This window comes from Marinobacter sp. (assembly GCF_044799475.1).
Lineage (GTDB): Bacteria > Pseudomonadota > Gammaproteobacteria > Pseudomonadales > Oleiphilaceae > Marinobacter.
Genome location: NZ_CP085217.1, coordinates 702198 through 715741, shown reverse-complemented (window position 1 = coordinate 715741; position 13544 = coordinate 702198). Strand labels below are relative to the sequence as shown.

General features: G+C 58.5%; 12 protein-coding genes. 10 read left to right on the top strand and 2 right to left on the bottom strand.

All coding sequences use genetic code 11. The annotated features are described in order from the left end of the window. Positions 1–7 precede the first annotated feature (7 nt). The 10 genes from LG327_RS03315 to LG327_RS03270 all read left to right on the top strand — a co-directional run bounded on the left by LG327_RS03315 (position 8) and on the right by LG327_RS03270 (position 11142). Entirely contained in the window at positions 8–1831 is a 1824-nt protein-coding gene (locus LG327_RS03315; protein WP_404365716.1) for a type VI secretion system Vgr family protein, read from the top strand. Positions 1832–1849: 18 nt separating this feature from the next. After that, positions 1850–2431, top strand: coding sequence for a hypothetical protein (locus LG327_RS03310; RefSeq protein WP_404365714.1), 582 nt, complete (start codon positions 1850–1852; stop codon positions 2429–2431). Beyond that, on the top strand, positions 2421–2912 hold the full coding sequence (locus LG327_RS03305; RefSeq protein ID WP_404365711.1) for a hypothetical protein: 492 nt from the start codon (positions 2421–2423) through the stop codon (positions 2910–2912). The genes LG327_RS03310 and LG327_RS03305 overlap by 11 nt, the downstream gene beginning before the upstream one ends. 42 nt (positions 2913–2954) lie before the next feature. After that, positions 2955–3269, top strand: coding sequence for a hypothetical protein (locus LG327_RS03300; RefSeq protein WP_404365708.1), 315 nt, complete (start codon positions 2955–2957; stop codon positions 3267–3269). A 55-nt stretch (positions 3270–3324) separates the two neighbouring features. Further along, positions 3325–4230 carry a hypothetical protein gene (locus LG327_RS03295; RefSeq protein ID WP_404365706.1) on the top strand — a complete coding sequence of 302 codons (906 nt, stop codon included), beginning with the start codon at positions 3325–3327 and terminating at the stop codon, positions 4228–4230. Continuing rightward, entirely contained in the window at positions 4212–5021 is an 810-nt protein-coding gene (locus LG327_RS03290) for a hypothetical protein (RefSeq protein WP_404365703.1), read from the top strand. The genes LG327_RS03295 and LG327_RS03290 overlap by 19 nt, the downstream gene beginning before the upstream one ends. 81 nt (positions 5022–5102) lie before the next feature. Next, a complete protein-coding gene (locus LG327_RS03285) occupies positions 5103–5969 on the top strand; it encodes a hypothetical protein (RefSeq protein ID WP_404365700.1) in 867 nt (288 codons plus the stop codon). Then, positions 5962–6423 carry a hypothetical protein gene (locus tag LG327_RS03280; protein ID WP_404365697.1) on the top strand — a complete coding sequence of 154 codons (462 nt, stop codon included), beginning with the start codon at positions 5962–5964 and terminating at the stop codon, positions 6421–6423. Before LG327_RS03285 ends, LG327_RS03280 begins: the two co-directional genes overlap by 8 nt. A gap of 145 nt (positions 6424–6568) precedes the next feature. Continuing rightward, complete coding sequence (locus tag LG327_RS03275; protein ID WP_404365694.1) at positions 6569–10918, top strand: RHS repeat-associated core domain-containing protein; 4350 nt, start codon at positions 6569–6571, stop codon at positions 10916–10918. A 17-nt stretch (positions 10919–10935) separates the two neighbouring features. Continuing rightward, positions 10936–11142 (top strand): hypothetical protein, encoded by a 207-nt coding sequence (locus tag LG327_RS03270; RefSeq protein WP_404365691.1) that lies wholly within the window; start codon positions 10936–10938, stop codon positions 11140–11142. A 573-nt stretch (positions 11143–11715) separates the two neighbouring features. Here LG327_RS03270 and LG327_RS03265 read toward each other — a convergent pair. Together LG327_RS03265 and LG327_RS03260 are read right to left on the bottom strand one after the other, a co-directional pair. Next, on the bottom strand, positions 11716–12690 hold the full coding sequence (locus tag LG327_RS03265; RefSeq protein WP_404365688.1) for a transposase: 975 nt from the start codon (positions 12688–12690) through the stop codon (positions 11716–11718). A 213-nt stretch (positions 12691–12903) separates the two neighbouring features. Continuing rightward, a complete protein-coding gene (locus LG327_RS03260; protein WP_404365685.1) occupies positions 12904–13461 on the bottom strand; it encodes a hypothetical protein in 558 nt (185 codons plus the stop codon). Positions 13462–13544: the final 83 nt, after the last annotated feature.

Genomic DNA, 13544 nt, shown 5'->3' with positions numbered 1-13544 from the left:
GAAGTTCATGGGCAAGGAACAGCAGCATCACTATCTGAAGATTCACAGCTCTCTCGGTGAAGACGCTCTCGTTCTGGAGCGTGTCAACGTTGAGGAAGGCATGTCCCGGCTGTTCACCATGGAGGTGGTATTCGTTGCAAACCAGCGCATCGCCGACATGAAGGGACAGGTTGGGGAGGAGGTCGCGGTGAGTCTGGCATTGGGTGATAAAGCAGCAGCCAGGGAGCGCTTTTACCATGGCCATATTCTCAGCATCTGCGAGCTCGGGAAGCCTCTTCACAACAGTGAGGGCCAGCGCTACAAAGCCACCGTGGTGCCCAGAGCCTGGTCAGCGGCCAATCGCACCAACTGCAGGATTTTCCAGGACCAGACAGCGCTTGAGATTGTCGAGAAAGTACTGGGAGAACACCAGGTCAGCGTCACCAGGAAGCTGAACAGGTCCCTCTACAGCTATGGCTACTGCGTGCAATACAACGAGACTGACTGGCAGTTTGTCTGCCGCCTGCTGGCGCAGGAAGGCCTTTCATTCTTTTTTGTTCATTCACTGTCCGGCCATGACCTGGTCATCACCGACAATGTAAAAGCCTATGGGAAGGCGGCCGAGAGCGAGGTCATTTTCTGCTCACGTCCACCCGGCGAAGCCTATATCTCCAGCTGGTATACGGATTTTCGAGCCACGGCCAACGCGGCTGTGGAACAGGGGTTTGATTTCACCCGCCCGAACGAAAGGGTAGACGATGCGGTCCGGGACAGCGTGCCCGGGGAAGCTTTTGGCAGCAGAGAGCTTTTCAGTTATCTGGGCGAAGACTCTGCGCTTAACGACGCAAAAAAGCTGGCGGAGCTGCATCTCCAGGGCGTCACGCAGGAAGCCAGGGGTTTCAGTGGTATCTCCGACTACCGGTCCTTTGGTGTCGGACTCGTCTTCTCATTCCAGGAACATGAGGATGAACTGCCCGAGCATAATGAGTTCGTGATTACCCACCTGCGGATGGAAGCCTCGATACCCCTGAATACCGAAGGGGAAGCCGGCGGTGGCGGCCTCAATTACATCAATACCTTCCAGTGTCTGCCAACTTCTACTGTATTCACCCTGGCCCGCCTGCCAAAGCCGGTCATTTCGGGCCTGCAGACCGCGACGGTCACCTGTGCGTCAGGTGAAGAAATCCATGTGGACGAACACGGCCGCATAAAAGTGAAGTTTCACTGGGACCGCGAGGGCAGTAATGATCAGGCCAGCTCCTGCTGGGTAAGGGTTGCCCAGAGCTGGGCAGGGTCCGGTTTCGGCGCCCAGTTTCTGCCCCGCAAGGGTCAGGAAGTGGTGGTCGAGTTCATCAATGGCGACCCGGACCAGCCGCTGATTACCGGCTCGGTCTACAACGGCCGAAACAGAATGCCCTATCCGCCGCTGGACGAGCGTCAGTCTTCCGGCTTCCGCTCCCGTTCTACCACCAAGGGCGGCGCGGCGAATTACAGTGAAGTGCGTTTCGACGACGAGAAGGGCAAAGAGCTGCTGGTCATTCACGCCGAACGGGATCACGAGCTGACGGTCGAAAATGACCAGACCGGCGATGTGGGCAACGACCGCAAGGCCCAGGTGGGCAATGACGATCAGCTGACGGTTGGCAACAACCAGACCGTGGACATTACCGGTGACCAGAAGATCAGCAGCGGCAAGACCATCACCGTGAATGCAGGCCAGAGCATTACCCTGAAAACCGGCGCCGCCAGCATCACCCTGGAGAGCTCCGGTGCCATCTCCATCAAGGGCACCGACATCAGTCTTCAGGGCACTGCCATCAGTCTCAAGGGCGCGGCGATCAGCCTGAACTAAGTGAATGGAAGCACAGGGATGCATACGGACAGGGAACACAGGCTAAGAGACAATCTGGGGCAGACCTTTCTGTACAGCCGCTGGCCCCAGTATGAGGATGACCGCCAGCTCCGCGAGGAAGCCGTTATCCGTCACAGGGTGTTCGCGCGACAACACCTGGATGCCATCAGTGAGTCTGGCACAGACCCTTTTCATTACGGCCTGCTGGATCTCTGGCTGGATGTATACCAGCAGCCCTGGGCCAGACCCCGCACACTGGCGAAGTTCCTCGACGACCTGGCAGAAAAGATCGCGACTGGAGAACTGAGGGTCTATCTGGAGGACAGCCTGATGTGGCGTCACAGGTCTTCAGGAGGTTCTGGGAAGAGGGCAATGGAGGCAGAGGCAGCACCGGAATCGGGTGAGTCACCAAGGGCTCAAACTGTGGCAAATAAAGCGAATGGAGCCGCTCCACCAGCGTTTGTTTGGCCCCTGTCGTCTGCCTCTGGTGGTGACAAAGAAAACTCGGAGGCATCAACTAAGTCAGCTTCTAGTCTGGAGGGTGATGGCAAGCATTATTCAGTTGTGCCAATGAAAGATAGGTACCTGAATGAAAAATAATGAGGCGTCGTTTCTTCGTTGGAATCAACCAAAGGTGGTCACGTACCTGAGCGAGAAAGAAAAGAGTTCATTGGAACTCGATGTGAAAGGTAATCTGATTGTAGTGAAAGAGACTGGCCAGCCGTTCGACACCGGAGAGGCATTGATGGGTCCAGGTGCCATATTTATCATGGAACCCTCTGGCAGGATACTGGCCTCAAACTACAGCAAACCCAGGGAGTTCCATCACTCCAGTTTGAGCGGAGGGCTGCCAGTGGCCTCTGCAGGACATATGGAGGTTGCCGATGGTCATCTGCTGGAGGTCAACAGTTACAGTGGTCACTATGAACCGACTCAGAGGCAGAATAACCTGATATTTCAGGAGCTGGAATCCCGGGGGCTACCGGCCAGCATCACTGACAATGTTATGCAGGGTGGCTGGACTGAAGATGGTGTTTCAACCAAATTTAAGCCGCACAAAAATTTCCGAAATATCCAGTGATGCTGATTTCGAGAAAGCTTTTGATAAATCAGGTAGAAAATAATGAGCATAAATAAGCGTACAGCGCCTCCTTCAGAACTTTCGGGAGTTCTTTATCTTCTACACAGTATGCCCGATGTTTACGATGCCGATAGGTATCAGAAGATCAAGCGTGGATTCGAGGAATTGTATGACTCAAAGGAGCTGCTTGAACTGAAAAACGCTACCGAGTGGGCTTTGGAGAATCCCGAATTTGATTTTAGAGGTTACGCGGATGTCCGGCAAAACCAGGAACAAATAGTGCACTTTCTGGGAGAAATGGATCAGCTCCTCAGAGCGGTTAATCAACTGAAAATGGAAAAAGACAACACGGATTAATGGTTGTTGTTACAGCTTTAGTACTGGGTCCTGAGAATAAGTGCAAAAACCAAAGATGAATGATGACCTAAAGCTGCACCTGGCCCAGCGTGCCATCCTGCTGGCCAGTGATGATGCCACTCTGGCCCAGCTCAGAAGCCATGACCGCAAGCTTCTTGCTGCCATGGAGCAGGGCCTGCTGGATTCTCCCCTGGCCGGCAAAACGCTGGCGGACGAGGATCTGTTCCGGGCGCTGGATAAGGACTTTGCGGGCACCCTGCTGATGCTGGAAGCCCGTGCCCGTCTCTGGCCAGGTGAATTGCTGCGGGTACAGCACAGGCTGGTTGCCTGTACGGAAGACAGCAGCGCAGCCTGGTGGCTGGCGGCTCATTACCCGTCGCTGCCGTGTCCCTATGTGTTTCCGGAGCGTCACGATGCGCAGGTATGGGCAGCCCGGGCACTCCAGAGGCGCGGCCGGACCTCGATGCTGGAGGAGCCCTGGCGTTCGTGGGTCTCGGCCCTTGCTGGCGAGGCCGCCCTGCTGCCCGTTGTACAGGCACTGTGGGACCTGTCGCAGGGGCAGGACTGGGAGCCGTGGCTGGCGCCGCTGATGGTCATTGCTGATCAGAAACAGTCTGCGGCGGTATTGAACTGGCTGTCGATCCAGGGCGATGACAGGCTGGTCATCCAGCTTATGGGATTGAGCTGCCAGAGCCGGTTTTTGCCCTGGCTGGCCAATATGCGCAGGGACGAAGCCCTGTCGGAGACGGTCATGCGGGAGCTCCGTTGGCTTACCGGTGGCCAGACCAGTCGGCATGAGGGCCATCAATGCTGGGGCGAGCCACTCTCTGAGGAGTCACGGGCTGGCCTTTTTCAGCGTCTGCCTCTCGGTTTCAGGGGCCGGCTCTGGCACTGGTTCGGTGACGGAGTGCAGGGCGCAGCGAACTCACTGCAGGGAGGCGAATGGTGCGCTGGCAGCTGAGCCGGGTCGATGGCGCTCTGGGGGCGTGCAGCATCCCTGAGGCGCTGGCGGGAGCGCCGGTTGGAGTGAATGAGAACGGCCAGGCCTGGATGGCGTCATCTGCCGAAAATGAAGGTGTGGATGAGCGGGATCTGATCTGGGCGCGACTTGAGCCGCTTCTGGTAGCGGATCTTCCGAACTGGCTCATACTGCCCCATACCGAGACGACCAGTCGGCAGTGGTGGCAGGACCGCGCCGGGGCGGTAGCGGAGATTGGTTTTGGCCGGGCCTCCATCCCCCTGGCCCTGGGTCAGATGGCCCGGTTGGGGGTTCCCGGGCGTCTCATCGCGGTACACAGGCCACCGGTCGGAAAGCCGGGAATTGAAGCTCTGGTGGTGCTGGAATGGACTCCGGCGGAGGAAGGCATGGAGTTCGAATTCACCTGCATGGATGGCCGGCTGGACGGAAAAACCGATGTGGGCGCTCTGTTGCTGGCCGGCCAGGAAGTGGTGTCTGCTCCCGAAGTGATGGTGTGTCCGGGGACGGGTGGCAATGATCTGGAGCGCCTTCTGCCGTTCATGTCCCAGCTGGGGAGCTGGTCGGGCCCCGACGTCCGCTGGGAGTTCCCTGAGGCAGCAATCGGCAGACTTGGGGTGGCAGGGGGCCTTTACAGCCTTGCCTGGCTGGAGAGCGGGTATCGCCTGGGAGACTTTTCCGGCCCTGCCATACTTCTGGAACTTGATGACAGCCCTCTGGCGGGGCTTGCTGTGGTGAGCTGGCGTGCGTCCCGAATGCCGAATCGGCTTACCTGATAATTAAAAGGGCGAGAAGGGAAGCGGTCAGGCCTTCCCGGCCCACAAACCGGTACCTCCGGGCCCTGAAGGAGCAGACCTATGGAATGGAGACTGCACAGAGACGTCGGCCCCAGCGGCCAGAATCAGCCCGACGACGTCAGGCTGGTGAGAGCATTACTCAATATCGATCGCCGGGCCGTGGGCGATGCGGCCTTGCCCGTTGTCCCCCGCACCGACCCGGAGCTCTTTGCGGCCATTGCGCGCTTCCAGGTGAAACACGGGGTTGCCGTTGCAAGCGGCTCGGTCTCCCCTGGCAGCAGCTCATGGCAGTGGCTGCTGGATGCCCTCGCCGCCTCGCGAACGGTCCAGCCAGTCATTGCGCCATCGGAAGGGCGCCTGACCTGGGATGCAGAAGGTCAGGAAGGCGGCCGCTACCACAGCCGGATTCTGCACGTGCCGACAGCCTCTTCCGGCCTTACTCTCGGGCGTGGTTATGACCTCCGGGACCGAAGTCGGGTGAATGCACAGCAGCAGCTCTCCCATGCCGGCATCAAGGCTTCAACAGCAGGGTTGCTGGCCGGTGCTGTCCGGCTCAGAGGCTCGGCCGCCAAGGCATTCATAGTGAATAGCGACCTGATGGACTTTGAGATAACGCCAGTGGTACAGCGGCGTCTGTTCGATGCGGTTTACGGTGAACTGACCGACGATGTCCGCCGCATCTGCGGCAAACCGGATGTGGTGCAGGCATACGGTGCCACAGACTGGAACGGACTGGATTCACGAATCCGGGATGTGCTGGTGGATCTCCGCTTCCGCGGTGATTACACTGGGCGCTCCCGAAGGCTCATACAGGGAAGTGTCGTCAGGAATGACCTCAAAGCGTTTTCCCGGGCTCTGGCAGATCAGTCGACCTGGCCGGGTGTCCCCGCGGACCGGTTCCAGCGCCGGAACAACTACCTTGTTTAGGCATCTTCGCTCCCTGTTGCTGATTCTGGCGGGCTACAGCTTGCTGTCTGCCTGCGCGACCGTCAGCCATGCGTCACCCGAAGTGGCTCCAAACGCGGTGGAAATCGGGGTGAGCAGAATCGGAGATTCGCTGCTGCGCTATGTGAGGTTCAACACCGAGTCCGATTATCCCTGCCTGCGGTTCGAGACCATCCAGCCAGAGCAGGACTGGCGAGTGGTGCAGCAGCGGGACCTGTGCGGCATCCGGCCTGGCAGGGGCGAAAGAATCAGCTTCCGGACGGATGTGGCGTTTGTTGAGTTTGTCGATATTACACTTGAAGAGACGGGCGCCTCCTTTAGGGTGGTCTATATGCCAGCCGTTGGCCAGGGGGAGCATCAGAGCCTTTGCCGGATTGACATGGACAGAGCTGGGTCTCTTGGCGAGGCGGTGTGCGGTGAAACCGGCCCTCTCTGATGACCGCCGACCCCAGTATCCAGCCGGCGCGGCCAGAGCAACACAGACATTGATGAATTGAAAATGAAGTAAGGCCCGGAGCGGGCCTGGACAGTTCAGCGTGGTATGGAAATACGCTGCCGGATGACAGTTTGCAAGGGATCGCATGAGCCACACTCGACTTGTTGAAATCGTATCTGTGACCGGTGAAGGTTTCGGATTCGGCCCCTCTGGCGCTGAAGGCCCCGGTGAGCCGGTGCGCATGTCTTCCGCCAGTGAGTGGAAGGCCTGGCTGCTGTCCTCATTCAGCCGCCGTTTCCAGGAACAGGCCCAGCACTGGGAAATAGTTCTGGGCAGTGCCGGTTCGCGACAGAGCGCCAGCTCTCCCCGAATTACCTTCCGGCGCATCGCCGAGATGATGGAAGCGGGCACCCTTGAGGCCCGACGACTTCCTCCCCATGTTATCCCCAAAAAAGTCTCCGCGGCCGACAGTGACCCGGCCGAATCCATGCGCTCCCAGCAGAGCGGCAATGGGCCGGTAACCAGTCCCGCCAGCGGTTCGCCAGACCTGAAGGGCGCCGCCACCGATGACCCGGGGCCGGATCCCGACGCCATGCAGTGCAAGGGCGACCCGGTAGCGCCTGCCACGGGGGAAGAAATCCTTTCACTGGATGATTTCACCGTTCCCGCGCCCATGCCCCTCCACTGGCGGCGCCTCTACCGGTCCCGTTTCTGTGACCGTCAGTTTGGTCTCGGGGCAGGCTGGTTCGCCGATGTCCTGAGGATTATCTGGCAGGACGATGAAGCCACCTGGCTGGTTGACCACGAGGCACGGCCAGTCCGCCTGCCTCTACTGGGAAAGGGCGAGCTTGCCTGGCAGGCGGTCAGCGGCCAGCGTCTGGAACGCAAGGCTGACGACCGGATGATGCTTACTGAGAGCGACGGACGGGTCTGGATCTTTGCCCCGGACGGTCTCGGTCAGTGGCGTCCGGTAAGTGTTCAGAACTCCCTGGGCCATCAGTGGCTGTTTTCGTACGACGGCGAGAGGCGCCTGTCGCGGCTGGATCTGGCGCCCGACCGGTGGCTGGAGTTCGGCTATGGCAAAGGGCCCGAACTGCGCCAGATTGATCTGCTGCAGGGCGAGGCCCGAACAACTCTTGCCTTCTACGGCCATGATGCTGACGGTAACCTGACCACTGCCACCACCGCCCGCGGCACCGAACACTATGGCTACCTGGGCCATCTGCTGACCAGCCGGCAACTGGCAACCGGTTACAGCTTTCTCTTTCACTGGGACGGTCACGGGCCGGAAGCCCGCTGTGTGCGCACTCACGGTGAAGATGGCCACTTCGATTTCCGGTTCGACTACGAGCCGGACAGGTTCCTCACGCGGGTGACCGATGCCTTTGGCCAGGTCGAAACCTTCCATTATGACGAAAAGAGCCGGATCACCGCCCGGGAAGACGCGGACGGCGGAGTCCATCAGTGGGCCTGGGATGACCAGGGCCGTCTTGCGGCCAGGCGGCTGCCGGATGGGCGCACCACCCGTTACGGTTACGATGCCCGGGGCCGCCAGGTACTGGAGCAGCTGCCAGATGGCCGGGAACATCGCCGCCGCTACAACGCGCTCGGGTTCTGTATCGCTGAACGCTGGCCCGATGGACGCGCCGCCGCAAGACGCTTTGATCCTCTGGGCCGTGTGCTGGAAGAGCGCCGCCCCGATGGCAGCGAATGGCAGTATCAGTACGACAGCCACGGCTGGCTGAGCGAAGCGGTCAGCAATACCGGAGAGGTACGCCGCACCGGCTTTGGCACCAGGGGGGAACTGCTGGCGGATGAGCAGAAGGGTGCTCTGGCACGTTATGCCTTCGACGCTCAGGGCCGGGTAAAAGGCCGGCTGGTCCAGGACCTGGTCACCGAATACGACTACCTGGGCGAGCAGATAAGCGCCATTCACCAGTACCCGGAACAGGCACCGGACCAGCGCCGGAGCCGGTTCTATCAGTATGACGGCGCCGGCCGGCTGACCCGCTTCACCGCCGCCAGCGGCGAACATCACGGCTTCGACTACGATGGGCTGGCCAGGCCTGTCCGCTACCAGCGGCCAGATGGCCACGCCGTCCATTACCAGTACGACAAGGCCCAGCGCCTCACCCGCGTTATCCGGCCCGATGGTCAGAAGTGGTCTCTGGGATACGACAGCAAAGGTCAGATTAACACCTGCCAGGCACCGGACGGCCGCCGAATCGAATTCCGCTACGATGCCGCCGGTGACATCATCCACCGGGAGCAGGAAGGTGACTGGGTTCAGCACCTGAAGCGGGACGCCGGCGGCCGGGTGCTGCAGCAGACCAGCCAGGGCCGGGGCCGCAGCCCGGTCAGCAGACAGTTTCATTACGACAGGCTGGGCCGGCGCGCCGGCGCCGCCTGTGCCGACCGCCGCCTCGCCTGGGATTATGACTGCCAGGGCCGGGTCACCGAACACCGGCAGGACCAGCACAGCATCCGTTACGGTTATGGCCCAGGGAAGCAGCTGCACAGCATCCAGCTGCCGGATGGCACGGAAATCCAGTACATCCATGATCGCCAGGGCCGCTGGCAGGGCGTCACCGTTAACGGCCAGACCGTCCTGCAGCGCAGCTTCGACGAACAGGGTCGGGAGCAGTCCCGCCAGGCCGGCGAGCATAACCGCCAGACCGAGGTATGGGACCGCCACGACTGCCTGATCAACCGGCGCTGGCAGGGCACCCAGTCCGCCGTCCGCCGCTACACCTGGGATGCCGAATCCCGCCTGGAAGAGCTGACCGACAGCCTGGAAGGCGCCCGCACGTTCAAACGGGACCCCCAGGGCCAGCTGATCGCCGACAACGAACAGACCTTCGACTACGATCATGGCGGCAACCGCAAACCCGCGGACGCCACCCTGCAGCAGGACCGGCTGCTGAAAACCGGTACAGCTATCCGCAAGTACGATGCCCTGGGCGCGGAAACCGAGGTGCGCGCTGGGTACACCGAACACCGTCGCTTCGACGCCGAAGGCCAGCTCACCGAAGTCCGCCGGGACGGCCTGCACGTCCGATACGGCTATGATGCGCTGGGCCGCCGCGCATGGCGCAAGAGCGAAAACGGCACCACCACCTACCTCTGGCACAACGATGTGCTGCTGGGTGAACAGCCCCCCAATGGTCAGTGGCAATGGTACATCCGTGACCCGGAAACCGACGGATCGCTCTTTACCCTCATCAACGGCACGCCCTACCACTACGAACTGGACTGGCGCGGCATGCCCATCCGCCTCTGGGCCGAAGACGGCAGCCTCGCCTGGCAGGCCAACGCCGATGCCTGGGGCAAGTGCCAGCCCGAGGGTGAAGTGCACCAGCCGATTCGTCTTCCGGGGCAGTTTGAGGATGAGCTGACGGGGTTATATAACAACCGGTTTCGGGATTATGATCCGGAGACGGGGCGGTATCTGACGCCGGATCCTTTGGGGGTCAAAGGGGGGCTGAACACTTACCGATATACCAGAAATCCGGTGGATTACGTGGATCCATTGGGGCTGGAGAATGAGCCAGTTGTTACTGCGGCTAATGCCAATCTCGGCGAAGAGGCGGCAGTGCCTGACAACGTGCCACCAGTGAGTGAAGTATCTGCGGTTGACTACGCCGTGGGTGCCACAGAGTTAGTTGTCAAAGGCGCCTGGAACGGTCTGGTGGAAGTAACTGCAGGGCTGGGAGGCTTGGGCACATTATTATTTACCCGAGACGGTGCTGCCGGAGCGGGGGTGGTTGACGGAATTCAGGAGCAATACACTTGGGCACCCACCACCGAGGGTGCTGAGGCCATTGGCGAAGCTGTTGCGCCGGTATTTGAAAAGTATGAGGCGGGCAAGGAACGCCTGGGCGAAGTTGGCACGGAACGGGGCTCGCCAAGCTTGGCGACCGCTTTGTACACTGCTCCCGATGCGGCTATGGCGGTTGCGGGTGGCTTCCTGGGCCGTGGGGTAATCAATTCAGGAAGATCTAAGTCTAGTAATACTAATTCAACTGCAAGAGATCGCATTCAAGGTAATATTGAGCAAAGTCGGGCAGCTAGAGAGTCATCAGGTTTTTCGGCGCAGTCACACAGAGAAAAGGCGCTGAAGATTGAACTGAAAGGCCGTCATGAAGCGCTGAGTAATGCTGAAGTTCGAACATGGTATAATGAAATGGTGGCACCGATTCCCGAGCTTGACAAACAGTGGATTAGGCATGGTATGGGGCCAGAGGCGCGTGCAAGAAACGCTCATGGGATTCGTCATGATGCGCGTGTTAAAGCGCGCACTTTAATGGAGGATCCGGCAGAAGTTGAGATGCTAAGAGCTCGCGATATGGAAGTATATCAAAATCCTGATGGGCCAACTTTTGATTACCTGGTTGAAAAAAATCGTTCAAAAGGGATCTCTGGAGATGATATATATGAAGAGATTGTTGGTAGCTCAAATAGGACCAGTAAAGAGTATAATGAGAAGTTTAAATAAAATAATAGAGGCTTGCTATGAGCTCTGATCTGGAGCGTTTAAAGAAGCAGAAAGTGGCGTGGAGCCTCACTGACAGCGCCGAGTATCCCTTTAAGACTAATATCGGTGGGGTTGAATATAAGATAAGAATTAATGACTTTCCTGATGAGGCCATGTATACCATGCTCGGGGATGGGGAGCCGCTCGGTGATTTTGATGATTGGCCAACTTCGTGGAAGCGATGACAGTAGTTCATCAGTATATATAGCGGCTAAATGGCTACTCATTTCAGTCTCGATAATTTGCATGAGTATGCACTTTAAGTGACAAGTGTAGCACCGCTCATAAAGCAGGGACATGCACTCACGTTTCAAACATAAAGCAGGGACATGCACTCACGTTTTATTCTTACGATTTACGGGGCAGCTAGAACCGACGATAGTTCTGAAAATAAAACTCCCGGGGCAGATTAATGGACACATTTGGGTTGATTGTGTTTCTTGTCGCGACGCGTTTTATTTAGAGCAATTAAGAGAGCAATTAAGAGAGCAATTAAGGACAGGCACTCAAGAAGAGAGCAATTAAGGACAGGCACTCAAGAAGAGCAATTAACAAGAGCAATTAAGGACAGGCACTCAAGAAAGAGATAGCGGTCGAGCGAGTGTTGGGTTCCTGGCCAGTTGGGGAATCCGCCGCAACTCGGAGCTTTTGGTGGCTGATTAATCCGAATCTCGACCAAAATGTCCTTATTGGCTGAATTCCAGGCAGGGGTGATCCCTGGCGATGTATTAGCCAGTCGGTTTATTCGCGTGAAGGGGTTAAGCGGCTTTGGGCGGTGCCCGGTGCGCGCGCCGGGAATGCCTGCGGTGGTATTGCGCCTCAAACTGGTGTGCTTGATTAAGCCAGTCGGCTTCCGTAAAGCCGAGTCGGTCCAGGATCGGCTGGGCTTCTTTGGGTATGGCGCCGCCTTTTCTGGGATCGAGGGCGCGGCCGGTGTAGTCGACGAGTGTCAGGTATTCGGCGTGGTGGAAGGGCAGACCGGTCTGGATGTTATTGGTGATGCTGCCTTCGAAGTGGAGTAGGGGCTTCAGGGCCAGATCAAAGTGGTTCAGGGCCTGGTGTTCGATTTGGCCCTGGATCGCATCCGCTAAGTTGAAGCCCGGCTTGATACGCGCCTGGATGCTGGTGTGGTTGGAGGCTTCCGGTGTCTCCGCTATGCGTGCTCGGATGGGATTCAGGTCCACGTAAGCCATGCAGGACAAGAGAGCCTCTTCAGTCAGTAGAGGTTGGCTCTTAAACCGGGATTCCCAGAAATGGCCGGTAACCTTGTCTTCTTTATTGGCTTGCCGTGCGATGGGCTCGTTCAGGCATTTCATAAACCAGCTCAGGTTGGTCAGGTGTTTGCGGTAGAGGTTGGCGAGATCAGTGACAGCAGTCCGTTCAGCGGAGGAAAGCGTTTCCCCAGCCCGATATTTCTGGATGAGTAAGGGGCCTTTGAACAGAGCCGTCCAGCGGTTGAGTGCCTCATCAACGGACCAGTCTGTGGCCTGTTCCGGACTCAGCTTCACTACTAGATGGTAGTGGTTGGACATGACCGCGTAAGCGCAGACATCGACCGTAAAGATGGACGCCAGCAGTCGGATTCGGTCTTCGATCCACTGCCGTCTATGCTCATAGTTTTTGCCGGTGCGGTGATCCTGGCCGCAGAGGAAGGTGCGGCGGACGCAGCGGCAAATGAGATGATAGTAGGGGGTGTCAGACAGGGATACCTGCTGCCGACGGGGTTGTGTCATGGCAATGTCCTTATTGCGATGGTTTAAGATCGGAAATTAACCAATTTCGCAACTACTGTCAATTTATACAGCACTGACGGGATGGCTGGGTGATGTGCCTGTCCTTGTGGGTGTTTCTGTCCTTGTGGGTGTTCTTGTGGGTGTTCGCGGTGCCACGACCCGGTCATAAAAGCAAAAGGGTTCAATCCTGTTCCCCGACCTTGCCCGTTGTCCCTATCCTTGCCTCCTCTCCCTCAGCATATTGCAGAACCAGGCCCCCTGCTCAATGGCGTCGTCCAGGGCGATATGGGTGTGGGGCAGGTCTTCCAGCCACCGCTCGGGGAGCTTCGCCTTTTTGCAGTCTCTGAAGTCTCTTCCCAGCAATGCCATGGCGTAGCTTTCTATGTCCAGAGCTGACTGGGCGAAAGGGCTCTCGCCGGTAAAGCGGATCAGATACCAGTATACGAACATGAAATCGAAAGCGGCGGGGTAGGCCACGAAAACCGGTTTTCCGGGCAGGGCTCTGAGCCAGTTCAGGTAATCCCGCATCGCCTGCTCCGGAGGCTGGCATTCCTGCCGGCAGGCGTCCCAGGCTTTCGGGTGCTGCCGCCACCAGGCGTCAGTTTTGGGATCCGTGGTGGCGCCGGGCAGGGTCTCGAGATTGACGGAGAATGTCTCGTTCAGTACGCCGTCGGCGGTGTACACGGCCGAGGCGAGGCTGAGCATGGAGTTCGGCCCGGGGATGGGGCCGTCCGCTTCAATATCAGTGCTGACGTAGAGTTCTTCTGTCATGGATCCCTCCGCAATCTAAGCTGGCCCCTTTTGGCTTAGTGTTCCACTTCATCGGCCGGGGCTCAATGGTGGATACCTCACCG

Excerpts from the sequence above, each read along its gene's own strand:
- LG327_RS03315 (WP_404365716.1), top strand. The coding sequence starts at position 8 with ATGGGCAAGGAACAGCAGCATCACTATCTGAAGATTCACAGCTCTCTC.
- LG327_RS03310 (WP_404365714.1), top strand. The coding sequence starts at position 1,850 with ATGCATACGGACAGGGAACACAGGCTAAGAGACAATCTGGGGCAGACC.
- LG327_RS03305 (WP_404365711.1), top strand. The coding sequence starts at position 2,421 with ATGAAAAATAATGAGGCGTCGTTTCTTCGTTGGAATCAACCAAAGGTG.
- LG327_RS03300 (WP_404365708.1), top strand. The coding sequence starts at position 2,955 with ATGAGCATAAATAAGCGTACAGCGCCTCCTTCAGAACTTTCGGGAGTT.
- LG327_RS03295 (WP_404365706.1), top strand. The coding sequence starts at position 3,325 with ATGAATGATGACCTAAAGCTGCACCTGGCCCAGCGTGCCATCCTGCTG.
- LG327_RS03290 (WP_404365703.1), top strand. The coding sequence starts at position 4,212 with ATGGTGCGCTGGCAGCTGAGCCGGGTCGATGGCGCTCTGGGGGCGTGC.
- LG327_RS03285 (WP_404365700.1), top strand. The coding sequence starts at position 5,103 with ATGGAATGGAGACTGCACAGAGACGTCGGCCCCAGCGGCCAGAATCAG.
- LG327_RS03275 (WP_404365694.1), top strand. The coding sequence starts at position 6,569 with ATGAGCCACACTCGACTTGTTGAAATCGTATCTGTGACCGGTGAAGGT.
- LG327_RS03270 (WP_404365691.1), top strand. The coding sequence starts at position 10,936 with ATGAGCTCTGATCTGGAGCGTTTAAAGAAGCAGAAAGTGGCGTGGAGC.
- LG327_RS03265 (WP_404365688.1), bottom strand. The coding sequence starts at position 12,690 with ATGACACAACCCCGTCGGCAGCAGGTATCCCTGTCTGACACCCCCTAC.
- LG327_RS03260 (WP_404365685.1), bottom strand. The coding sequence starts at position 13,461 with ATGACAGAAGAACTCTACGTCAGCACTGATATTGAAGCGGACGGCCCC.